20 protein-coding genes and 1 pseudogene are annotated in these 21,669 nt (G+C 67.6%); 8 read left to right on the top strand and 13 right to left on the bottom strand.

The window, feature by feature from the left end:
* The 4 genes and pseudogenes from A5698_RS29050 to A5698_RS16890 form a co-directional block, all read left to right on the top strand.
* Nucleotides 1-275, top strand: a pseudogene (locus tag A5698_RS29050) (SDR family NAD(P)-dependent oxidoreductase); the annotation flags it as partial.
* Nucleotides 276-287: 12 nt separating this feature from the next.
* Complete coding sequence (locus A5698_RS29055; protein ID WP_068299195.1) at nucleotides 288-1,208, top strand: reductase; 921 nt, start codon at nucleotides 288-290, stop codon at nucleotides 1,206-1,208.
* Nucleotides 1,192-2,700: a flavin-containing monooxygenase gene (locus A5698_RS16885; RefSeq protein WP_068299202.1), complete on the top strand. Its 1,509-nt coding sequence runs from the start codon at nucleotides 1,192-1,194 to the stop codon at nucleotides 2,698-2,700. Before A5698_RS29055 ends, A5698_RS16885 begins: the two co-directional genes overlap by 17 nt.
* 1 nt (nucleotide 2,701) lies before the next feature.
* Nucleotides 2,702-3,601 (top strand): MerR family transcriptional regulator, encoded by a 900-nt coding sequence (locus A5698_RS16890; protein ID WP_197506807.1) that lies wholly within the window; start codon nucleotides 2,702-2,704, stop codon nucleotides 3,599-3,601.
* On the opposite strand, the gene guaA is transcribed toward A5698_RS16890, so the two are convergent.
* From guaA to A5698_RS16905, 3 genes are read right to left on the bottom strand one after another with little or no spacing between them, the layout of a single operon-like run.
* Complete coding sequence (gene guaA / locus A5698_RS16895) at nucleotides 3,602-5,194, bottom strand: glutamine-hydrolyzing GMP synthase (RefSeq protein ID WP_068299205.1); 1,593 nt, start codon at nucleotides 5,192-5,194, stop codon at nucleotides 3,602-3,604.
* Nucleotides 5,195-5,222: 28 nt separating this feature from the next.
* The gene (locus tag A5698_RS16900) at nucleotides 5,223-5,633 is read right to left on the bottom strand and encodes a DUF2752 domain-containing protein (protein ID WP_502688938.1); all 411 of its coding nucleotides are present in this window, start codon (nucleotides 5,631-5,633) and stop codon (nucleotides 5,223-5,225) included.
* 8 nt (nucleotides 5,634-5,641) lie between these two features.
* Nucleotides 5,642-5,962, bottom strand: a complete 321-nt coding sequence (locus tag A5698_RS16905) for a CD225/dispanin family protein (RefSeq protein ID WP_067091278.1) — start codon at nucleotides 5,960-5,962, stop codon at nucleotides 5,642-5,644.
* Between the two features lie 149 nt (nucleotides 5,963-6,111).
* On the opposite strand from A5698_RS16905, the gene A5698_RS16910 reads away from it, so the two are divergent.
* Both A5698_RS16910 and A5698_RS16915 read left to right on the top strand, forming a co-directional pair.
* Nucleotides 6,112-6,864: a beta-phosphoglucomutase family hydrolase gene (locus tag A5698_RS16910; protein ID WP_068299211.1), complete on the top strand. Its 753-nt coding sequence runs from the start codon at nucleotides 6,112-6,114 to the stop codon at nucleotides 6,862-6,864.
* Between the two features lie 2 nt (nucleotides 6,865-6,866).
* Nucleotides 6,867-9,218, top strand: a complete 2,352-nt coding sequence (locus A5698_RS16915) for a glycoside hydrolase family 65 protein (protein WP_068299250.1) — start codon at nucleotides 6,867-6,869, stop codon at nucleotides 9,216-9,218.
* Here A5698_RS16915 and A5698_RS16920 read toward each other — a convergent pair.
* The 6 genes from A5698_RS16920 to guaB all read right to left on the bottom strand — a co-directional run bounded on the left by A5698_RS16920 (nucleotide 9,215) and on the right by guaB (nucleotide 16,580).
* Entirely contained in the window at nucleotides 9,215-9,619 is a 405-nt protein-coding gene (locus tag A5698_RS16920; protein ID WP_068299214.1) for a tautomerase family protein, read from the bottom strand. The genes A5698_RS16915 and A5698_RS16920 overlap by 4 nt on opposite strands.
* Nucleotides 9,620-9,637: 18 nt before the next feature.
* Nucleotides 9,638-11,251, bottom strand: coding sequence for a benzoylformate decarboxylase (gene mdlC, locus A5698_RS16925; RefSeq protein WP_068299253.1), 1,614 nt, complete (start codon nucleotides 11,249-11,251; stop codon nucleotides 9,638-9,640).
* Nucleotides 11,252-11,380: 129 nt separating this feature from the next.
* Entirely contained in the window at nucleotides 11,381-12,040 is a 660-nt protein-coding gene (gene phoU, locus A5698_RS16930; RefSeq protein WP_067091271.1) for a phosphate signaling complex protein PhoU, read from the bottom strand.
* A 28-nt stretch (nucleotides 12,041-12,068) separates the two neighbouring features.
* The gene (locus A5698_RS16935; protein WP_067091268.1) at nucleotides 12,069-13,805 is read right to left on the bottom strand and encodes a GMC oxidoreductase; all 1,737 of its coding nucleotides are present in this window, start codon (nucleotides 13,803-13,805) and stop codon (nucleotides 12,069-12,071) included.
* A 71-nt stretch (nucleotides 13,806-13,876) separates the two neighbouring features.
* A complete protein-coding gene (locus A5698_RS16940; RefSeq protein ID WP_156670791.1) occupies nucleotides 13,877-15,004 on the bottom strand; it encodes a GuaB3 family IMP dehydrogenase-related protein in 1,128 nt (375 codons plus the stop codon).
* Between the two features lie 22 nt (nucleotides 15,005-15,026).
* Complete coding sequence (guaB, locus tag A5698_RS16945; RefSeq protein WP_068299255.1) at nucleotides 15,027-16,580, bottom strand: IMP dehydrogenase; 1,554 nt, start codon at nucleotides 16,578-16,580, stop codon at nucleotides 15,027-15,029.
* A 148-nt stretch (nucleotides 16,581-16,728) separates the two neighbouring features.
* Between guaB and A5698_RS16950 the strand changes: the two genes are divergently transcribed.
* A complete protein-coding gene (locus A5698_RS16950) occupies nucleotides 16,729-17,133 on the top strand; it encodes a DUF5319 domain-containing protein (protein ID WP_064345682.1) in 405 nt (134 codons plus the stop codon).
* Between the two features lie 11 nt (nucleotides 17,134-17,144).
* On the opposite strand, the gene A5698_RS16955 is transcribed toward A5698_RS16950, so the two are convergent.
* The 3 genes from A5698_RS16955 to A5698_RS16965 all read right to left on the bottom strand — a co-directional run bounded on the left by A5698_RS16955 (nucleotide 17,145) and on the right by A5698_RS16965 (nucleotide 19,723).
* On the bottom strand, nucleotides 17,145-18,281 hold the full coding sequence (locus tag A5698_RS16955) for an anti-sigma-D factor RsdA (RefSeq protein ID WP_068299219.1): 1,137 nt from the start codon (nucleotides 18,279-18,281) through the stop codon (nucleotides 17,145-17,147).
* Nucleotides 18,274-18,852, bottom strand: coding sequence for a sigma-70 family RNA polymerase sigma factor (locus tag A5698_RS16960; protein WP_068299222.1), 579 nt, complete (start codon nucleotides 18,850-18,852; stop codon nucleotides 18,274-18,276). The genes A5698_RS16955 and A5698_RS16960 overlap by 8 nt, the downstream gene beginning before the upstream one ends.
* Before the next feature lie 88 nt (nucleotides 18,853-18,940).
* On the bottom strand, nucleotides 18,941-19,723 hold the full coding sequence (locus tag A5698_RS16965) for a hypothetical protein (protein WP_068299225.1): 783 nt from the start codon (nucleotides 19,721-19,723) through the stop codon (nucleotides 18,941-18,943).
* 369 nt (nucleotides 19,724-20,092) lie between these two features.
* Between A5698_RS16965 and A5698_RS16970 the strand changes: the two genes are divergently transcribed.
* Nucleotides 20,093-20,383, top strand: coding sequence for a WhiB family transcriptional regulator (locus tag A5698_RS16970; RefSeq protein ID WP_067091257.1), 291 nt, complete (start codon nucleotides 20,093-20,095; stop codon nucleotides 20,381-20,383).
* 13 nt (nucleotides 20,384-20,396) lie between these two features.
* Here the strand turns inward: A5698_RS16970 and A5698_RS16975 are convergent, their stop codons facing one another.
* On the bottom strand, nucleotides 20,397-21,449 hold the full coding sequence (locus tag A5698_RS16975) for a 3-deoxy-7-phosphoheptulonate synthase (RefSeq protein WP_068299228.1): 1,053 nt from the start codon (nucleotides 21,447-21,449) through the stop codon (nucleotides 20,397-20,399).
* Nucleotides 21,450-21,669 lie beyond the last annotated feature (220 nt).

The following is a 21,669-nucleotide window of genomic DNA, read 5'->3' on the forward strand; positions in this document are numbered from 1 at the left end:
CGGCTCTGTGCCCGACATTCGTCAAGACCAACATCATCAATTCAGGAGCGGAGGGTGGCGCTATCTCCGACCGATCCACCCAACTGGCCGACCGACTGATGCGCTGGACCGGCTTCTCCCCCGACCGGGTCGCCCGCATGTGCCTGGACACGCACGACCGCGGCGGCCTGTACTGCATGCCGCAACCCGATGCCCGGATCGGTTGGGGTATAAAGCGTTTCACTCCGACGGTGTACACCCGCGCCGTCGGCCTGACCGCCCGCGTCACCACGTAGAGGAGAATCGAGATGGCGATCGACATGGACGCGATGCTGGCCAAGATCAAGGACCGTCAGTGGGCGCTGGCCGACATCGACTGGGACGCGCCGGGCGCCGAGCTCATCACCGACGAGCAGCGACCCGGACTGAAGGCCTTCATGGCCGACCTGTGCTGGATCGAGAACATCGGCGCGCGCGGGTTCGCCGCGTTGGCCAAGAAGGCGCCGACACCGACCATCGCCGAGATCTACCGCTACTTCCACGCCGAGGAACAGCGGCACGCGAATGCCGAACTCGCGCTGATGAAACGGTGGGGAATGCTCGAAGACGGCGAGGTGCCCGAACCGAACGTCAACATCCGCCTTGCCATCGACTGGCTGGACCGCTGGGCCGACGACATGCCGCTGTCACTGCTGGGCACCGTCATCCCCATGCTGGAGGTCGCGCTCGACGGCGCACTGCTGAAATTCCTGCTCGACGAGGTGCCGGGATTCGTCGTTGTTGATCTTTTCGAAGACTTGGTGGCACACCGGGTCGTGCACCTCGTCGTGGATTTCGAAGTGCTCAACATGATCGGTCACGCGAAGATCAGACGGTTGCTCATCGACTTCGTCGGGCACAACGCCACACCTGGCCTCATCATCGGTGCGATCATGGGCGCGCCGCTGATCAACCGGATCCGCAACGAGATCGTCGCCATGGGCATGGAGCCCGAGCGGCTGTACCGGGCGGTCAAGCGGTTCAAGGAACTCGGCGATCGCGGCGACCACACCCGCCGGGTGCCGACCTACCTGTTCTTGCGGCGCTACGCCGCCGTGGTCACCAACCCGCGTCATCCGTACCACCTGCTGGCCAACTCGATGGTGTGGCTCTCCGACCGCTACCCGCGGCCATTGCTGCCGAAGGTGCCGAGCTGGGTAAAGGAGGTCACTCATGAGCCGGCAGCCTGATCGCATCCACGACACCTTGATCGTCGGCGCCGGCTTCACCGGCATCGGCGCGGCGATCAAACTCTCGGAGGCGGGTGTCGACGGCCTCGTCATCCTCGAGCGCAGTGACCGGGTCGGCGGCACCTGGCGGGACAACACCTATCCCGGTGCGGCGTGCGACATCCCGTCGCTGCTGTACTCGTTCTCGTTTGTCAAGAACCCGAACTGGTCGCGCTCCTACGCGCGGGGCGCCGAGATCCGCGACCACATCGAGCACATGGTCGACGACTTCGGGCTGCGGCACCTCATCCAGTTCCGCACCGAGGTCAGCGGTCTGCACTTCGACGACGCGCAGGGCATCTGGACGGTCAAGGTTGAGGGAAAACGCTCCAAAGCCTTCCGCGCCCGCACCGTAGTGCTCGCATCGGGCCCTCTGCCGGACCACACCTGGCCCGACATCCGCGGTCTGGAGACTTACCAGGGCCATAAGATCCACAGCGCGAACTGGGATCACGACTACGACTTCGCGGGCAAGCGCGTGGGCGTCATCGGAACAGGTGCCAGCGCGGTGCAGATCGTCCCGGAACTGGTCAAGCGCGCCGGCTTCGTCAAGGTGTTCCAACGGACACCCGGCTGGGTGCTGCCTCGTGTAGACATCGCCACGCCACCTGCCGCGCAGGCGTTGTTCGCCAGAGTTCCCGCAGCACAGGAGCTTGCCCGCCAGGCGCTGTTCTGGGGCCACGAACTGACAGCCACCGCGCTGGTGTGGGACACCCCGCTGACAGGACTGGTGGCGCGGCTCGCCAAAGCCCATCTGCGCCAGCAGGTCTCAGACCCGTGGCTGCGCCGCCAGCTCACCCCGGACTTCACGCCCGGCTGCAAGCGGATGCTGATGAGCAACGATTACTACCCTGCGTTGCAGCAGGACAACTGCAAGCTCATCGACTGGCCGATCGCCACTGTCAGCCCGGTCGGCATCCGCACCAGTGACGGCATCGAGCATCACCTCGACGCCATTGTTTTCGCGACCGGCTACGACGTGCACCTGACCGGTCCGCCGTACCCGGTGACCGGGATCGGGGGGCGGTCGCTGGCCGACGAGTGGGCTGCGGGCGCACAGGCGTTCAAGACCGTCAATGCCCACGGCTATCCCAACCTGTTCTTCATGACCGGGCCCAACTCCGGTCCAGGGCACAACTCACTGCTGGTGTACGTCGAAGGACAACTCGACTACACGGTGCGGGCCATCACCACGATCCTCAATCAGCGGTTGCGCTATCTCGACGTGCGCAAGGACGTGCAGGAGCGCTACAACGAGCGGCTGCAGAAGCGGCTCGCCAAAACCACGTGGATGTCGGGCTGCAGTAGCTGGTATCTCACTGCCGACGGTTTCAACGCCGCGATGTACCCGGGGTTCGCGACCCAGTATCTTCGACAGATGCGGGACTTCCAGACATCCGACTACGTCGCGGTCACACACGACGCGCTTCATGCGGTGACGACGCCGGCCTGACGTGACGGCACGGCAGCCGCGACCACAGGCAGGGGCGATCTCGGCGATCCTCAACGGACTTCGCCGGGCGCCCAGGCGCGTCCGCCGCGGGTCGCGGGACGTCATCGAGACGGCCGTGTCGCAGCTGTTCGACGCGGCGCTGCAGCCGCACGGGTTCGACGAGTCCAACGAGTACCGCATCGACGAGCTCGCCCGGCTGGCGGGCACGACCACGCGCAACATCCGTGTCTACCGGGACCGCGGCCTGCTGCACCCGCCCCTGCGGGTCGGCCGGATCGCGCTGTTCAACGACACCCACCTCACCCGGCTGCGGCTGATCACCTCGCTGCTCGACCGCGGCTACAACATCGCCCACGTCCGCGAGATGCTGTCGGCTTGGGAGCAGGGCAAAGGTGTCGGCGACATGCTCGGGCTCGAATCCGCGATCGCGGGGACCTGGGCCACGGAGAAGCCGGAGCGCATGAGCGTCGCGGATGCCAAGCGGCTGGTCGACGACGATCCGGGATTCGAGCGCATGGTCGGCCTCGGCGTGATCAAGCTGGACGACGGTGAAGCCGTGGTCGTCCGGCCGAAGCTCATCCAGGCGTTCAACGAGATCCGGCAGTACGGCGTCGCGACGGGCAAGCTGATCGACCTGCACGAGCAGATCGCGCCACTGGTCGACCAGATCAGCGGTCTGCTGGTGCAGGCGGGCATCGAGGAGGTGCTGCACCGCATCAATCCCGGTGCCGCACTGCCGCCGGATACCGAAGTGGCCGAACTGATCACGATGCTTGTGCGGTTCCGTACCACGGCGGTGTCCGCGGTGTCGGCGACGCTGGCATTCTCCATCGAGTCGACGATCGAGTCGACGGTCGGTCAGATCCTCGGTGAGCTCATCGACAGGGAACCCGAGGAGTAGTCACTCCCACTCGATGGTGCCGGGCGGCTTGCTCGTCACGTCCAGCACCACCCGGTTCACCTCAGCCACCTCATTGGTGATGCGGGTCGAGATGCGTTCGAGAACGTCGTACGGCACCCGCGTCCAGTCGGCGGTCATGGCGTCCTCACTGGACACCGGGCGCAGCACGATCGGATGCCCGTAGGTGCGGCCGTCACCCTGCACACCCACCGAACGGACATCGGCCAACAGGACGACGGGACACTGCCAGATCTGGCCGTCGAGCCCGGCGGCGGTCAGTTCCTCACGAGCGATCGCATCGGCGCGCCGCAACGTCTCCAACCGCGCGGCCGTGACCTCGCCGACGATCCGGATGCCCAGACCGGGACCCGGGAACGGTTGGCGCGCAACGATTTCCTCGGGCAGGCCCAGCTCGCGGCCCACCGCGCGGACCTCGTCCTTGAACAACAGCCTCAACGGCTCGACCAGTTTGAACTTCAGGTCGTCGGGCAGGCCGCCGACGTTGTGGTGGCTCTTGATGTTCGCGGTGCCCGACCCTCCGCCGGATTCCACCACGTCGGGATACAGCGTGCCTTGCACGAGGAAGTCGACCTCCCCAGTTGACTCCTCGCGCAAGCGCTCGTCGGAAGGCCCCCCGCCTTCGACCAGGTCGCGCACCGCCCCTTCGAACGCCCGGATGAACTCCCGTCCGATGATCTTGCGCTTGCCCTCGGGGTTGGACACCCCGGTCAGCGCCTCGAGGAACCGGTCGGCGACGTCGACGGTGACCAGGTTGGCGTGGGTGGCGGCGACGAAGTCACGCTGCACCTGCGCCCGCTCCCCCGCCCGCAGCAGGCCGTGGTCGACGAACACGCACGTCAACCGGTCGCCGATGGCGCGCTGCACGAGCGCGGCCGCGACCGCGGAGTCCACCCCACCGGACAGCCCACAGATGGCCCGCCCGTCACCGATCTGCTCACGCACCTGCTCGACGAGCGCGTCGGCGATGTTGGCCGGCGTCCACGTCGAGTCGATGCCCGCGAACTCGTGGAGGAAGCGGCTCAGGATCTGCTGCCCATGCGGAGTGTGCATGACCTCCGGGTGGTACTGCACACCGGCCAGCCGACGGCCGCGATGCTCGAACGCCGCCACCGGCGCACCGCCGCTGGCGGCCACCACCTCGAAGCCGTCGGGAGCCTCGGTCACCGCGTCGCCGTGGCTCATCCACACCGGCTGGGTGGATGGTAGGTCCGAATGTAGTTCTCCGCCAGTGACTTTCAGCTCTGTGCGGCCGTACTCGCGAGTGCCGGTGCGCGCGACGGTTCCGCCCAGCACCTGCGCCATGGCCTGAAAGCCGTAGCAGATGCCGAACACCGGAACCTCCAGATCGAACAGCTCCGGGTTCAGCTGCGGGGCGCCCTCCTCGTAGACACTCGCCGGACCACCGGAGAGCACGATGGCCTGGGGGTCGCGGGCCTTGATCTCCTCGACGCTGGCGGTGTGCGGGATCACCTCGGAGTACACCCGAGCCTCGCGGACCCGCCGGGCGATCAACTGCGCGTACTGCGCTCCGAAATCGACTACCAAAACGGGCCGGGGAGATCCTGATGTCACGCGGTCAGTCTAGTTGGCCCAACCGACGTCACACGTGCAGCGCGGTGAACGGCTCAAACGGCAAGTTGCGCAGCACGAACCACACCACGGTCACCACCACGGCCACCGGAGCCGACCACCGTAGATGCTGCCAACTGCGTACCCGCCTGCCGGCCAGCGAGCCGTAGACCCATGCCCCGTACGCCCAGAGCAGAAACACCGACGCGATCACGGCGAGCGCGTTGAACCGGACCGCCGCCGCCACGTCGAGATGCAGCAGCGAGTAGACCATCCGCAGGCTGCCGCAGCCGGGACAGTCGATGCCGAGCAACGCCTTGGTCGGGCACACGGGCAGGACGCCCCCCGGCACGGTCGGGTCGGCCAGCCAGACGGCCGCGCACCCGCCCACCGCGGCGGCGGCCACCGCCAGCGGCGCGGTGAGCGAGCGCACGGAACTCACATGTGACGTCACATGTTGGCCAGGCCGCCACCCGCGACCCCGATGATGAGGTAGATGACGATGACGATCACACCGGCGATCGCACCCCAGATCGCCCACTTCTTCGCATCGTCGGAGGCCTTCTGCGCCTGCGCATACTGGCCCGACTGCCACAGGCCGGAGACCTTGCTGGCGTTGATGATCGACACGATGCCAAACGGCAAGCAGCACAACACCGTAACGAGGATTCCCCATACGAGGTTGCTGTCGGGCTGCTGCGCCGGAACACCTCCTGGCGGCGGACCATAACCCTGAGGCGGTGGCGGCGGAGGTTGAGGCGGATAGGTCATGGGGTCCCTTTTCTCGAGTAGCACCCTGTCGAACGACAAGCTCGCTCAATATATGGCAATTGTTTGCTGTCTGCGTCAATTTCAAATCGCTGCGATAAGTTCTTCGATGCGCAGGTATGTCTGCGCGCGATAACGGGAATGGGTGATTGGTGCCTGGAACCGGAGAGTTGGGCCTACCCGACGGGATCCGCGCTGCGCTGTTCGACCTCGACGGCGTGCTGACGGACACCGCGAGCGTGCACAAGAAGGCGTGGAAGGCGATGTTCGACGACTTCCTGCGACGACGCGCGGAGCGCACCGGCGAGGCGTTCACACCGTTCGACATTCAGATCGATTATCTGAATTACGTGGACGGCAAGAAGCGCGAGGACGGGGTTCGATCGTTTCTGGCCAGCCGAAGCATCGAGTTGCCCGACGGCGGCGCCGACGACCCGACGACGAGCGAAACCGTGCACGGCCTGGGGAACGCGAAGAACGATATGTTCCAACAGATCCTGCGGACCGACGGGGTGAAGGTGTTCGAGGGCTCGCGCCGCTATCTGCAGGCCGCAGCCGACGCGGGTCTGGGTATCGCGGTCGTGTCGTCGAGTGCCAACACCCGCGAAGTGCTCGAGCTGACCGGCCTTGCCCGATTCGTCCAACACCGCGTGGACGGTGTCGTGTTGCGTGAGGAGAACATCGCGGGAAAACCCGCGCCCGATTCGTTCCTGCGCGCCGCGCAACTTCTCGGAGTCGAACCCGAGCAGGGCGCCGTTTTCGAGGACGCGCTCTCCGGCGTGGAGGCGGGCCGGGCCGGACGCTTCGGCGTGGTGGTCGGTGTCGACCGGGTCGGCCAGGCGGAAGCGTTGCGGCGCAGCGGCGCTGACATCGTGGTGTCCGATCTCGCGGAGCTCCTGACGTGAGCCTGCACGACGAGATCTACCCCGTGGAGCCGTGGCAGGTTCGCGAGAGATCGCTCGACCTCGGCGTCCTGGCGCAGTCGGAGTCATTGTTCGCATTGTCCAACGGCCACATCGGCATGCGCGGAAATCTCGACGAAGGCGAACCGCACGGCCTGCCCGGCACCTACCTGAATTCGTTCTACGAGGTTCGTCCGCTGCCGTACGCCGAAGCCGGATACGGCTATCCGGAAGACGGTCAGACGGTCGTCAACGTCACCAACGGCAAGTTGATCCGGCTGTTGGTCGATGACGAACCGTTCGACGTCCGCTACGGCGAATTGCTCGACCACGAACGCGTTCTCGATCTGCGGGCGGGCACGCTCAAGCGCACCGCCTGCTGGCGTTCACCGGCGGGCAAGAAGATCAAGGTCGTTTCCACCCGCGTCGTCTCACTCGCGCAGCGCAGCGCCGCGGCCATCGAGTACGTCGTCGAGGCCCAAGACGAATTCGTGCGTGTCACCGTGCAATCGGAACTGGTGGCGAACGAGGAGTTGCCGCCGTCGGCGAAGGACCCACGGGTGTCCACCGTGCTCGAGAAGCCGTTGGAGCCCGTGCAGCACGAACATTCCGAACACGGCGCGATCCTGCTGCACCGCACCCGCGGCAGCAATCTGACGATGGCCGCGGCCATGGACCACGACATCGGGGTGCCCGGCCGTGTCGAGGTCGACACCGGCGCCGGCGGTGACTGGGCCAACACGACGATCATCTGTGGGCTGCGTCCCGGTCAGCAACTGCGAATCGTCAAGTACCTCGCATACGGATGGTCGAGCCTGCGCTCACGCCCGGCGCTGCGCGACCAGGCGGCCGCGGCGCTCAGCAGCGCGCGCTACACCGGCTGGCAGGGTCTGCTCGACGCCCAACGGGCGTACCTCGACGACTTCTGGGACGGTGCGGACGTCGAGGTGGAGGGTGACCCCGACTGCCAGCAGGCGGTGCGGTTCGGGCTCTTCCACGTCCTGCAGGCCAGCGCGCGTGCCGAACGCCGGGCGATACCCGGCAAGGGCCTGACCGGAACGGGCTACGACGGCCACGCCTTCTGGGACACCGAGGGGTTCGTGCTGCCGGTGCTGACCTACACCCATCCGTCGGCGGCCGCCGACGCATTGCGTTGGCGCGCATCGATCCTGCCTATGGCCAGGGAGCGCGCGACGCAGCTGGATCTGGACGGCGCGGCATACCCCTGGCGGACTATCCGCGGCGAGGAGTGTTCGGCCTACTGGCCGGCGGGCACCGCGGCGTTCCACGTCAACGCCACCATCGCGATGGCGTTCGAGCGCTACCGCATCGTCACGGGCGACCACTCACTCGAAGCGGAGTGCGGGCTGCACGTGCTCATCGACACCGCGCGGCTGTGGGCATCGCTCGGTCACCACGATCGCCACGGCGTGTGGCATGTCGACGGCGTGACGGGACCCGACGAGTACACCGCGATCGTGCGCGACAACGTGTTCACGAATCTGATGGCGGCGGCCAATCTTCGGGCGGCCGCCGACGCCTGCGCGCGCAATGTCGACGCCGCCCAGGCGGCCGGCGTCTCAACCGAGGAGATGGCCGCGTGGCGTCACGCCGCCGACAGCGCCAACATCCCGTTCGACGAGGAACTCGGCGTGCATCCTCAGTGCGAGGGCTTCACGACGCTGCGGGAGTGGGACTTTCACGCCAACACGGTCTACCCGCTGCTGCTGAACGAACCGTACGTCCGGCTCTACCCGGCGCAGGTGGTCAAACAGGCCGACCTGGTGCTCGCCATGCACTGGCAGGGCCACGCGTTCACCGCCGAACAGAAGGCCCGCAACGTCGACTACTACGAACGACGCACCACCCGGGACTCGTCGCTGTCGGCGTGCACGCAGGCGGTGATGTGCGCCGAGGTCGGCCATCTCGAGCTCGCGCACGACTACGCCTACGAGGCGGCGATGATCGACCTGCGCGACCTGCACCACAACACCCGCGACGGGTTGCACATGGCATCGCTGGCCGGGGCGTGGGCCGCGCTGGTGGCCGGGTTCGGCGGCCTGCGGGACGACGAAGGTGTGCTCGAGCTCAACCCCCGGCTGCCCGACGGGATCTCCCGGCTTCGATTCCGGTTGCGCTGGAGGAACTTCCGGCTCACCGTCGACGCGACCCACGACGACGTCACCTACACGCTGCGCGACGGTCCGGAGGGTGAGCTGCTGATCCGCCATGGCGGCGAGGAGCTGCGGCTCGCGGCGCGGGAACCCACCACCGTGCCGGTTCGCTGGTGCAAACCGCTGCCGACGATGCGCGCGCAGCCGCCCGGGCGCGAGCCGGTGCGCCGGCGCCCCGCCTAGGTACGGCTGCCCGCCGCCAGCCACGCCTGCTCCTGACCGGGTTCGGGCAGCACGCGGCCGCCCTCGATCGCGAAACGGGCGGGGCTGTTACCGATGATGACGAGCACCCGCGCCGGCGGAATTGCTGTGATTCGTGTTGCCGCATCGGCGATCTCGTTCGCCAAGCGGCTTGTCTCGTCGTCCGGATGACCGGAACGCACCCAACCGTTGATGATCAGCGGCCGCGCTGGCTCGGCGTCGGTGTACACGTTGTGTGCGGGCAGTTCGTTGAACACGACGTTGACGTAAGTGCTCGGCACGTGGTTGACATCCGAGTGGATCTTGGTGATCTCGGAGGCCAGGTCGGCCTTGGTGTCGGCGTCGAGAGTGCCCTCGGCGATGGTGCAGGTGTAGACAGGCATTGCAGTTCCTTTCCCTAATCAGCCCAGGCGGGGCAGTTGGGGGATGGTGGGCACGACCAGCACCGTCGGCCCGTCGGCGTCGAGCGCGGCCTTGAACGCGTCGGCCAGCATGTCGGTGCTGGTCACATCGACCGCATGGCATCCGAAACCGCTTGCCACCGAGGCGATGTCGAGCCCAGGCAGGTCCAGACCCGGCACGTGCGGCGTCTTCTCGAGAAGCGCGAACGACTTCAGGATCGCGTACTCGCCGTTGCGCAGCACCACGAACACGATCGGCAGCTTGTGCTGCGCGGCCGTCCACAGCGCCTGGATGGAGTACTGGAAAGAACCGTCGCCGATGGTGGCGACGATCGGCCGCTTGACGCCTCGTGCCCGGTCGCCCAGGGCGAGCCCCACCGCGGCGGGCAGGCCCCAGCCGATACCACCGCTACCGGTCGCGAAGAAGCTCGCCGACCGCGTCGTGGGCAACCAGTTGAACAGGTCGGGCATCGTCGACGTCGACTCCATGACGACCACGGCGTCGTCGGGCTTCACGGTGCTGAGCGTCTCGTAGACCGCGTTGGACGTCATCGGAGCTTCAGAAGGCCCCTCCGACTGACGGCTTCGGACCAGCGGTCCCGGCGGCTCGCGGTCGGTGGGCACGCTGATAAGCTCGGTCAGCTGTTGCAGCGCGATGGTGACGTCGCCGACCAGGCTGTCGCCGACCGGGGCGACCCCGGACAGGTGTGGGTCGGACGTGATCTGCAGGAGTTCACTCCCCTCGGGCAGGTACTCTCCCGCCACATACGGGTAGTAACGGAACACCTGCGCGCCGATCACGACGACCAGGTCGTGACCGCGAACGGTCTGCTCGACGTCCGCGATCGTCATTCCCAGCGGACCGGCGTACAGCGGGTGGTCTTCGGGGAACGAGACCCGGTCGGACAGCGCGCTGCCGTAGACCGGCGCCCGCAGCTTCTCGGCGAACGCGATGCCCGCGTCCCAGCCGCCGGCGCGGTCCACCTCGGGGCCGAGCACCAGCATCGGACGCTCCGCGGCGCTGATGCGTTCGGCGAACTCCGCCAATCGCGCGGGGTCCGGCGCGACGCGCTCGGCGACGCTTCTGACGACGGCTGGTCCCAGCGCGGGCTTGTCCCAGTCGTCGAGCGGGATGGACAGGAACACCGGACCTTTGGGTGCCTGCATGGCCATCGCATAGGCCTGCATGAACGCGGCAGGCACGTCTTCGGCGCGCGCCGGCTCGTAGGACCACTTCACCCACGGCTTGGGCATCTCGGTGGCGTCGGGATTGTTCAGATACGGGTCGACGAGCGACATCTCGCGGGTCTGCTGTCCGGCGGTGATGATCAGCGGGGTGTTGGCGCGGTAGGCCGCCACCAGGCTGCCGATCCCGTTGCCGGTGCCCGCGGCGGTGTGCAGGTTTACCAGCGCCGGCTTACCGGTTGTCTGGGCGAACGCGTCGGCCATGGCCACCGCCGACGCCTCCTGCAGCGCCAGCACGTATTCGAAATCGTCAGGGAAGTTCTGCAGGAACGTCTGCTCGGTCGAGCCCGGATTGCCGAAAACTGTTGTCAGGCCGAGCTTGCGGAGCAGATCGAAGGTCACCTCGTGGACGGTCTTCTGGTCGGTCATCGGATTACCCCTGTCGTGATGGATTGGTGTGAAAACCATCGCTGACTGGGGTGTTCGCGGTCATCGACGCTGCCGGGCATCTACCCGGTCGACTTTTCCGACGTCGCTCTTACCGCTAGCCGGTAGACCTCACCCGATCTTCTTGTGGCCAGGCAACCCGCCGGTCGCCTCGAACACCACCCGTTTGCCGATCTCCACGGCGTGGTCGGCGAACCGTTCGTAGTAGCGGCCGAGCAGCGCGACGTCCACCGCCGAACACACACCGTCCTGCCACTTGTGGTCGATCAGCAGCGTGAACAGGTGCCGGTGCTCGGCATCGACGGCGTCGTCCTCGTCGCGCAGCCGCGCCGCCTTGTCGGGATCACGCGACAGCAGCACCTCCTGCGCCGTCCTCGCGAGCTGTACCGCGCGCGCACCCATCTCGGCGAAGCTCGCGCGCACGTCGGCAGGCAGGGCGCAGTCCGGGTGGCGCAGCCGCGAGATGCCCGCGACGTGGGCCGCCAGGGCGCCCATGCGATCGATGTCGGCGGCGATGTGGATGGAGCCGATGACCGTGCGAAGGTCGGTGGCGACGGGCTGCTGCAGTGCGAGGATCCGCAGCGCCGACTCCTCGACCCGCCGGTTCAGCGCGATGATGTGCTCGTGGTCGGCGATGACCTGCTCAGCGAGCGACAGATCGGCGTCCAGCAGGGCCCGCGTGGCATGTTCCAGCGCGGTGATCGCAAGCCCGCACATCTCACCGAGTTGCGCACTCAGTGCGGCCAGTTGCTCCTGGTATGCGGTCCGCATCTGCGACAGTTACCCCAATCGGCGATTCTCAACCAGCCGAGCTGACCGGTTCGATCGGCAGCCATCGCAGCGCCGCCGGCGCATGACCGGGCACGACCGGGTTCTGCGGCGGGACGGGCTCCAACCGGCGGTACGGCTGCCCCTGCTCCGGTCGCAGGTCCTGCTCACCCTTGTTCGGCCACAACGACGCGGCCCGCTCGGCCTGGGCCGTGATCGAAAGTGACGGATTGACACCGAGATTCGCCGAGATCGCCGCTCCGTCGTGCACGGAGAGCGTCGGATAGCCGTACACCCGGTGATACGGGTCGATGACGCCGTGTTGCGCGTCGTCGGCGATGGCGGCACCGCCGAGGAAGTGCGCGGTGAGCGGGATGTTGAACAGCTCGCCCCAGGTGCCGCCCGCGACGCCGTCGATCTTCTCGGCGATCCGCCGGGTGACCCGGTTGCCGACCGGGATCCACGCCGGATTGGGCGCCCCGTGGCCCTGTTTGCTCAGGTAGCGCGTGATGCCGAACCGGTTGCGCTTCGTGTAGGTGGTGATCGAATTGTCGAGGTGCTGCATCACCAGCGCGATCAGCGTGCGTTCGCTCCACCGCCGGACGTTGAGCAGGCGGATCGTGCCGCGGGGATCCTTGCGGGCGTTGAGGAACAGCTGTTTCCACCGCGGAACATCCGACCCTTCGGGGCCGTCGCCGTCGGTCATCAATGTCTGCAGCAGACCCATGGCGTTGGAGCCCTTGCCGTAGCGCACGGGCTCGATGTGGGTGTCCGGGGTCGGGTGGATGGACGAGGTGATCGCCACGCCGTGCGTCAGGTTGAGGTCGTCGGTCACCTCGAATCGTCCTGCGCCGACGATTGATTCGGAGTTGGTGCGGGTCAGCACGCCGAGCTTGTCCGACAGGTCGGGCAGCTTGCCCTTGTCGCGCATCTTGAACAGCAGCCGCTGGGTGCCGTAGGTACCGGCCGCCAGCACCACGTGCGACGCGGTGAAGGTGCGCTTGTGCTTGCGCACCTTGCGGCCGGTTCGCACGGTGTGCACATCCCACAGGCCGTCCGGTCGCTGCTCGAAGCCGGTGACCGTGGTCATCGGGTGGATCTTCGTCCCGAACTTCTCCGCGAGGTAGAGGTAGTTCTTGATCAGCGTGTTCTTCGCGTTGTGCCGGCATCCGGTCATGCATTCGCCGACCTCGATGCAGCCCTTGCGCGCCGGTCCGACACCGCCGAAGTACGGGTCGGGCACGGTCTCGCCGGGCGCCTTCGTGCCGTCGGGGCCGAAGAAGACGCCCACCGGCGTCTGCACGAACGTGTCACCGACACCCATCTCGTCGGCGACCTCTTTGACGACGCGGTCGGCGTCGGTGAACGTCGGGTTGGTCACGACGCCGAGCATGCGCTGCGCCTGGTCGTAGTGCGGCATCAACTCTGCGCGCCAGTCCGTGATGTCCTTCCACTGCGGATCGTTGAAGAACGGATCCGGTGGCACGTACAGCGTGTTGGCGTAGTTCAGGGAGCCGCCCCCCACGCCCGCTCCCGCCAGGATCATGACGTTGCGCAGCAGGTGAATCCGCTGGATGCCGTACATCCCGAGCTGCGGAGCCCACAGGAACTTGCGCAGATTCCACGAGGTCTTGGCGAAGTCCTCGTCGGCGAACCGCCTACCGGCTTCGAGCACTCCGACGCGATAGCCCTTCTCGGTGAGCCGCAGCGCCGTGACGCTGCCGCCGAACCCCGAACCGATCACCAGGACGTCGTAGTCAGGTTCCATCGGTCCAGTATGACGTTACCGAGGGGTAACTATCCATTGCCGGAGGTCAGACGGCGAGGCGGTGCTCGTACTCAGCTCCCGACAGTCAGGCCGACCTTCTGGAACTCCTTGAGGTCGCAATAGCCGGCCTTCGCCATCGAGCGGCGCAGCCCGCCGACCAGGTTCAGTGAGCCGAACGGATCGTCGGAGGGACCCGTCAGTACCTGCTCCAGCCCCGGACGTTCTCCGACCGCGACCTGGAGGAACGCACCCCGAGGCAGAGACGGGTGGGCGGCAGCAGCCGGCCAGAACCAACCGCCACCCAACGCTTCGGCCGCCGTCGCGAGCGGCGTACCGAGCACCACCGCGTCGGCGCCGCACGCGATCGCTTTGGCCAGGTCACCGGAGGTGTGCATATCGCCGTCGGCGAGGACGTGCACGTAGCGTCCGCCGGTTTCGTCGAGGTACTCGCGCCGAGCCGCGGCCGCGTCGGCGATCGCGGTGGCCATCGGCACACTGATCCCGAGCACCTCGTCGCTGGTGGTCACGCCGCTGGTCGAGCCGTAGCCGACGATGACACCGGCCGCGCCGGTCCGCATCAGGTGCAGCGCGGTGCGGTGGTCGAGGACCCCGCCGGCGACGACCGGCACGTCGAGTTCGGAGATGAAGGTCTTGAGGTTCAGCGGCTCCCCGTTGGAGGCCACACGCTCGGCGGAGATGATTGTGCCCTGGATGACCAGCAGGTCGATGCCCGCGGTGAGCAGGGTGGGCGTCAACGCCTGCGCGTTCTGCGGGCTGACCCGCACCGCCGTCGTCACCCCGGCCTCGCGGATCCGCGCGACCGCCGCGCCCAGCAGATCGGGGTCCAGCGGCGCGGCGTGCAGTTGCTGCAGGAGCCGGACCGCCGCCGAGGGTTCTGGCTCTTTTTCGGCGGCCTCGACGACCTGGGCGATCTTCGCTTCGACGTCGGCGTGCCTGCCGATCAGGCCTTCGCCGTTGAGCACGGCCAGCCCGCCGAGCCGGCCCATTTCTATTGCGAATTCCGGGGATACGAGCGCGTCGGTGGGATGGGCCACGACGGGGATCTCGAACCGGTAGGCGTCGAGTTGCCACGCGGTCGACACATCCTGCGACGAGCGCGTGCGCCGCGACGGGACGATGTTGATGTCGTCGAGTTCGTATGTGCGGCGGGCGGTTCTGCCCATGCCGATCTCAACCATGTCGCGCACGGCCCAGTTCTCCTTAACGGGTGTAGTAGTTCGGGGCCTCGACGGTCATGGTGATGTCGTGCGGATGGCTTTCCTTGAGCCCGGCCGCGGTGATCTGCACGAACTGCGCCTGCTGGAGCTGTTCGATGGTCGCCGACCCGGTGTAGCCCATCGCGGCGCGCAGTCCGCCGGTGAGTTGGTGGATCACCGTCGCCAGCGGACCCCGGAACGGCACCCGTCCCTCGATGCCCTCGGGCACGAGCTTGTCCTCGCTGAGCACGTCGTCCTGGAAATAGCGGTCCTTGGAGTACGACCCGCGCACCGAACCGGCGGCGCCGCGGCCCTGCATGGCGCCCAGCGACCCCATGCCGCGATAGCTCTTGAACTGCTTGCCGTTCACGAAGATCAGCTCGCCGGGCGACTCCGCGGTGCCCGCCAGCAGCGAGCCCAGCATCGCGGTCGATGCGCCCGCGGCCAGCGCCTTGGCGATGTCGCCGGAGTACTGCAGCCCGCCGTCGGCGATCACCGGCACACCATACGGACGACAGGCCGCCACCGCTTCCATGATCGCGGTGATCTGCGGCGCGCCGACGCCGGCCACCACGCGGGTGGTGCAGATCGAGCCGGGGCCCACCCCGACCTTGACCGCGTCCGCGCCGGCCTGCACGAGGGCCGCCGCGGCCGCGCGCGTCGCGACATTTCCGCCGACCACCTCGACCCGGTCACCGACGGCGGCCTTGACCCGGCTCACCATGTCGAGCACTCCGCGGTTGTGCGCGTGCGCGGTGTCCACGACCAGCACGTCGACACCCGCGTCGACCAGCGTCATCGCCCGCGTCCACGCGTCGTCACCGACGCCGACGGCCGCGCCCACCAACAGCCTGCCATCCTTGTCCTTGGTGGACAGCGGGAACTGTTCGGTCTTGACGAAGTCCTTGACGGTGATCAGCCCGGTCAGCTTGCCGTGCCCGTCGACGATCGGGAGCTTCTCAATCTTGTTGCGCCGCAACAGTCCTAGCGCCGCTTCGGCCGACACGCCCTCGCGGGCGGTGATCAGCGGGGCCTTGGTCATCACCTCGGAGACGGGCTTGGACTGGTCCACCTCGAACCGCATGTCGCGATTGGTGATGATGCCGACCAGCTCGCCGGTGTCGTCGACGACGGGCAGCCCGGAGATCCGGAACCGCGCGCACATCGCGTCGACCTCGGCCAGCGTGTTGTCCGGCGAGCAGGTCACCGGATCGGTGACCATCCCGGCCTCGGACCGCTTGACTGTCTCGACCTGACCGGCCTGCTCGGCCACGGGAAGGTTGCGGTGCAGCACGCCCATACCGCCGGCACGCGCCATGGCGATCGCCATGCGCGACTCGGTGACGGTGTCCATCGCCGAACTCACCAGCGGCACCTTGAGCCGGATCTTCTTGGTCAACTGGCTCGAGGTGTCGGCGGTCGCAGGGATCACGTCGGAGGCGGCGGGCAGCAGCAGCACGTCGTCGAAGGTCAAGCCGAGCATGGCGACTTTCGTCGGGTCATCCCCGCCGGTCGGCACCGGCACCGCGATGGGGATGCTGCTTTCGGCGATCGACATGGTGGGGGCCTCCAGATACAAAACGCAGCCGAACACAGTCGTCGAGCTAAAGAACCATCCTATCGGCTGTCGATCGGCATCCCGGTCTCACGTGGCGCGTCGGCGTGACGGCTAGCGCGATCCCCGCCCTGCTGCGTAGGGTGGACTCGTGCGTGACCACCTGCCACCGGGTTTGCCACCGGACCCGTTCGCCGATGACCCGTGCGACCCGTCGGCTGCCCTCGACGCGCTCGAGCCAGGCCAGCCGCTGGACCCACAGGAGCGGACCGCGGTCGAGGCCGATCTCGCCGATCTGGCGGTGTATGAGGCACTCCTCGCACACAGGGGAATCCGCGGTCTGGTCGTGTGCTGCGACGAATGCCAGCAGGACCACTACCACGACTGGGACATGCTGCGCGCCAACCTCTTGCAGCTGCTGGTCGACGGCACGGTGCGCCCGCACGAGCCCGCTTACGATCCCGAACCCGACGCCTACGTGACGTGGGATTACTGCCGGGGCTACGCCGACGCATCCCTCAACGAGGCGACGTCGGAGTCCGACGGCTACCGCTGAACTAACCTGAACTAGCTCGGTTCCTCCACCGCATCCGGCACGGTCACGGTCGTGGCCGCCGTCTTTGGCGCGGATGGCGGTTGCCTCACGGTCGGCTCGGCCGGCGGTTGCTCCTCCTCCTGCTCGACCACCGATGGCGGCGACGAGGGCGTCGGAATCTGAACTCGAGTGCTCGGCGTCGGCAGCGGCGCGCTCGCCGACGGTGTCGGCAGCGCGGTCGGCTGCGGGGTGGCCGTCGGTTGCGCGGTGGGCACCGAGGTCGGCGGTGGGCTGCCCGGCAGGACCGTCGTCGACGGCGGCGGGGACGACGGTGACGGTGTTGCGGACGGCGGCGTCGTTGCAGATGGTGACGGCGTAGCCGAGGGCGGCGTCGTTGCAGATGGTGACGTCGTCTCCGAAGGCAGCGTCGTCTCCGACGGCGACGTGGTCTCCGACGACGGCGAAGTGGACTCTGACGGCCCGGAGGTCTCCGACGACGTGGTGCCCTCGCCCGGCGTCAGCACGACGACCTCGGGGAAGGTCGGCGGCGGTGTGCCCGGCGGGATGGTCGCCGCGGGATCCTGTGCCTCGACCTTGACCGTCAGCTCCTGCCACTGGCTGACCAGCTGTTCCTTGCGCTGCGTGTCGCCCACGGTCGCCACGGTCGTCGTCAGCGTCTGCAGCTTGTCCTGAGCGGCCTGCCACTGACCCTGGTCGATCAGCTGCTGCACCTCGGCCATCTGCGTCTGCGCCGCGAGTACGACCGCATCGTCGCGGGTGTCGTGCCGCTCACCGAACAGCATGGTGCGCAGGCCGTACAGCGAGTCGCCCGGGCCCGAACCGGCCACCACCGCACCGAAACCACCGATACACAACACCGCGGCCGCGGCGGACCCCACGACCGCCAGGGACGTGCGCGTGCGGCGGCGCGATGCCGCTGCCCGGTCGAGCGCCAGCACCGCGTCGCGCGGCGTGACCGTGGCGGTCAGAGGAGCACCACGGATCTCGTCGCGCCAGCCGGCGAGCAGCTGGGCGAGTTCCGCCTCACTGGGATCGGTCGAGTACACCGGCTGCTGTGTGGCCAGCGAATCGAGGAACCGATCGGTGCGGTTGATCTCGTTGAGCGAGGGATCTCCCCCGTTCGAAGTCCAGCGTCCAAAGTCAGGCATAGTCACGCCCCGTCGCGACGATCTGGGACTTCAGTTTCGCGAGCGCGCGGTGCTGGGCGACGCGCACGGCGCCCGGCGTGCTGCCGACCGCCTCCGCGGTCTCCTCGGCGCTCATCCCCACGACGACGCGCAAGATCAGGATCTCCCGCTGTTTCTCGGGAAGCACGGCCAGGAGCTTGTTCATCCGCGCCGACGCCTCGGCGTCGAGGGCCATCTGCTCGGGTCCGGCGTCCAGCGAGTATCGCTCCGGCACGACATCGGTCGGGTCGGATCGATTCCTGGCTGCTGCGCGATGCGCGTCAGCAACCTTGTGGGCGGCAATGCCGTACACGAAGGCCAGGAACGGGCGTCCCTGATCCTTGTAACGCGGCAGCGCCGTGATGGCGGCCAAGCAAACCTCCTGGGCAACGTCGTCTGCTGAGAGGCCACTGCGCTCTGTCGCCCCCACCCTCGCCCGGCAATACCGAACAACGATCGGACGAATGGTCTCCAGCACCTCCCGGAGCGCGTCCCGGTTTCCTGCCACAGCCTCAGCAACGACAGCATCGAGACGTTCTCCCGAAAATGTCATCGTGGGCGATCTCTCCAACGTTACGAACAGGACCGAGCTTGGTAGGTCGGTCAGCTAAACAATAACTTTCACTTCCGCGTGGACCCGGTTACCGCACCGACCACACGCCGCCCCGCCGACGCACTGTATCGGCACAAGCATCGCGCAGCGCCACCATGTCCTGCGCCGGATGCTCGGCGCTGCCGATGTCGGCCAGCAAGCAAGCCAACGCCCACTGCAACGGAACCATTCCGAAGCGCTGCGTCTCGTCGAGCGCCGCATCGGCCACCGAGCGCGCGCCGGCAAGGTCACCGGCGCTGCACCGGGCGGCGGCCAACACGACCGACGACTTCACTTCGTGACGGGCCGAGCCGAACGCCGCGGCCGCCTCGACGGCACGCTCGGCGTGCCCGACCGCGGCCTGTCCTTCTCCGCGCGCCATCGCCAGTTCGGCCGACACCCAGCCCAGCCGCACCCGTAGCCGCGGCACCGGCGAATCCGACATCAGCTCGGCGGCGCGGGCCAGTGCGCGCGCGGCCGCGTCGAACCGCCCCACGCCCAACGCGTCGGCGCCCAGGCCGACCAACGCATCCGCGGCCGACTCGACATCCGTCCCGGTCAGCGCCAGCGCCCGTCCGTCCCATCGCCGAGCGCGGGCGTGCCAACCGAGCTGGCGCAGAAACGACGCCTCGGTGCTGTGTGCCAACGCGCGCTCTCGACCACCGCTACGCAGCAGCGCGGCCAGATCGACCCGCGCGCTGGCGTACCGGCCCTGCCCGCCCGCCGCGACGGCACGCAGCCACAACTCGTGTGGCGTGGCGCCGGGAGGCAACGGCCAGCGCCCGGGATCGTCACCGAATGCGGCCCTCGTCAGAACGATTTCTGCGGGCATCGAGTCGCGACGGTATCAATTGGCCCGCACCATTGGTTAACAGTTGGTGGTCGCAATGTTACTTGCGTGTTAGCGGCTCGAATTTGCCCGTTCACCGACAATTGACGCGAACTGGAGAAATGCGTTTCGCCGTCGACCACCATAGGTCGGCTTAGCACCGTTCTCGTTGCCTGTGGGTCGCAATGATGAACGTGATGTAAATTCTGGGCCTGCGGTTATGTCAATAAGCACATGTGGGGGCTATTGACGAGATTTCGGCAGCGCCCATACTTTGTCTCCACGAGTGGTCATCGGCGACTTGAGCTCGAATCGGTTTTGAACTCACTCATCCATTCGTTTCCGAAATGGGTGTGCAGAGAGGGGTTTCCAATGCCACAACCGCAGCAGCTGCCCGGTCCCAACGCCGACATTTGGGATTGGCAGATGGCCGGACTTTGTCGAGGCGTCGATTCCTCCATGTTCTTTCATCCCGACGGTGAGCGCGGCCGCGCCCGCGCCCAGCGCGAGATGCGCGCGAAGGAGATGTGCCGGCGGTGCCCGGTGATCGCCCAGTGCCGCGCCCACGCGCTCGCCGTAGGCGAGCCGTACGGCATCTGGGGTGGGCTGTCGGAGTCCGAGCGCGAGCTTTTGCTGAAGCGCGGAATCCGGCGGGCCTCCTGAGGGCTGCGGGCGGCTAGCGCTCGGCCAGCTCCCGCAGCACCCGGTCCGTCGTCGCCCAGTCCATGCACTTGTCTGTGACCGACTGCCCGTAGGTCAGCGGACGGGCTTCGGGGGCCTGCGCACCGGCGACGAGGAAGCTCTCGAGCATCACACCGCTGACCGGTAGGCCGTCACGCACCAGCTGCGCCACCTCGGCGGCGACCTGCGCCTGGCGGACATGATCCTTCCCCGAATTGGCGTGGCTGCAATCGATCACGACGCGACCGGGCAGTCCGGCCGCGGTCAGCTTGGCCGCGGCGGCCTGCACAGCGTCGGCGTCGCAGTTCGGACCGTTGGTGCCGCCGCGCAGGATCACGTGGCAGTCCTCGTTGCCTGCGGTGTTCACCAGGGCTCCGCGGCCGAGGTCGTCCATGCCGAAGAAGACGTGCGGGGCGGCGGCGGCCTTGACCCCGTCGACGGCGACCTGGATGTTGCCGTCGGTGCCGTTCTTGAACCCGACGGGCATCGACAGACCGGACGCCAGCTGGCGGTGCACCTGGGATTCCGTGGTCCGGGCGCCGATGGCACCCCACGCGACGGCGTCGGCGATGTACTGCGGGCTGGTCGGCTCGAGGAACTCGCAGCCGACCGGCAACCCGATGTCGACGATGTCGAGCAGGAGGTGACGCGCGATGCGCAGGCCGCGGGCGACTTCGAAGGTGCCGTCCATGCCCGGATCGTTGATCAGCCCCTTCCAGCCGATCGTGGTACGCGGCTTCTCGAAATACACCCGCATGACGATCTTGAGGCGGTCGCTGAGCTCGTCGGCGACCTTGACGAGCCGGCTGGCGTAGTCCAGCGCAGCGGCCGGGTCGTGCACCGAGCACGGTCCGACGACCACGAGCAGCCGGTCGTCGCGGCCCGCGAGAATCTCGGCGATCTCTTCCCGATCACGCACGACGCGCTCGGCGCGCCGGGCGCCGAGCGGGAATTCGCTGAGCACCTCGTGCGGGCTGGGAATCTCGCTGAAACCGCGGACCCGCCGGTCAGAGGTGGCGGGCGGGGTGGCGGTCTGCGCCAGGTTCATGTTCTCGGGTGCCTTTCTGGAGGTTGCGGCGCCCGGTTCGACCCCGGGCCCTTAATGACGAAAGGCAGCGACCTGGTGGTCACTGCCTGGGCTCCGGGGGGATGCGTGCTTAGCGCTGCGCTTTATCGGCTCCGCCCGGAGCCTCGATAAAGCGCCAATAGCCGACGCGCACCGCAGAGTTCACGCCGACCAGGTTATACCGGGCTCCGGGCGTTCGCCA

It is taken from the genome of Mycobacterium sp. E136, assembly GCF_001666865.1.
Taxonomy (GTDB): domain Bacteria; phylum Actinomycetota; class Actinomycetes; order Mycobacteriales; family Mycobacteriaceae; genus Mycobacterium.

Coding starts and splice junctions, on each gene's coding strand:
- A5698_RS29055 (WP_068299195.1), top strand. CDS start 288: ATGGCGATCGACATGGACGCGATGCTGGCCAAGATCAAGGACCGTCAG.
- A5698_RS16885 (WP_068299202.1), top strand. CDS start 1,192: ATGAGCCGGCAGCCTGATCGCATCCACGACACCTTGATCGTCGGCGCC.
- A5698_RS16905 (WP_067091278.1), bottom strand. CDS start 5,962: ATGACCTATCCGCCTCAACCTCCGCCGCCACCGCCTCAGGGTTATGGT.
- A5698_RS16920 (WP_068299214.1), bottom strand. CDS start 9,619: ATGCCTGTCTACACCTGCACCATCGCCGAGGGCACTCTCGACGCCGAC.
- mdlC (WP_068299253.1), bottom strand. CDS start 11,251: ATGACCGACCAGAAGACCGTCCACGAGGTGACCTTCGATCTGCTCCGC.
- phoU (WP_067091271.1), bottom strand. CDS start 12,040: ATGCGGACCGCATACCAGGAGCAACTGGCCGCACTGAGTGCGCAACTC.
- A5698_RS16935 (WP_067091268.1), bottom strand. CDS start 13,805: ATGGAACCTGACTACGACGTCCTGGTGATCGGTTCGGGGTTCGGCGGC.
- A5698_RS16940 (WP_156670791.1), bottom strand. CDS start 15,004: ATGGTTGAGATCGGCATGGGCAGAACCGCCCGCCGCACATACGAACTC.
- guaB (WP_068299255.1), bottom strand. CDS start 16,580: ATGTCGATCGCCGAAAGCAGCATCCCCATCGCGGTGCCGGTGCCGACC.
- A5698_RS16955 (WP_068299219.1), bottom strand. CDS start 18,281: ATGCCTGACTTTGGACGCTGGACTTCGAACGGGGGAGATCCCTCGCTC.
- A5698_RS16960 (WP_068299222.1), bottom strand. CDS start 18,852: ATGACATTTTCGGGAGAACGTCTCGATGCTGTCGTTGCTGAGGCTGTG.
- A5698_RS16965 (WP_068299225.1), bottom strand. CDS start 19,723: ATGCCCGCAGAAATCGTTCTGACGAGGGCCGCATTCGGTGACGATCCC.
- A5698_RS16970 (WP_067091257.1), top strand. CDS start 20,093: ATGCCACAACCGCAGCAGCTGCCCGGTCCCAACGCCGACATTTGGGAT.
- A5698_RS16975 (WP_068299228.1), bottom strand. CDS start 21,449: ATGAACCTGGCGCAGACCGCCACCCCGCCCGCCACCTCTGACCGGCGG.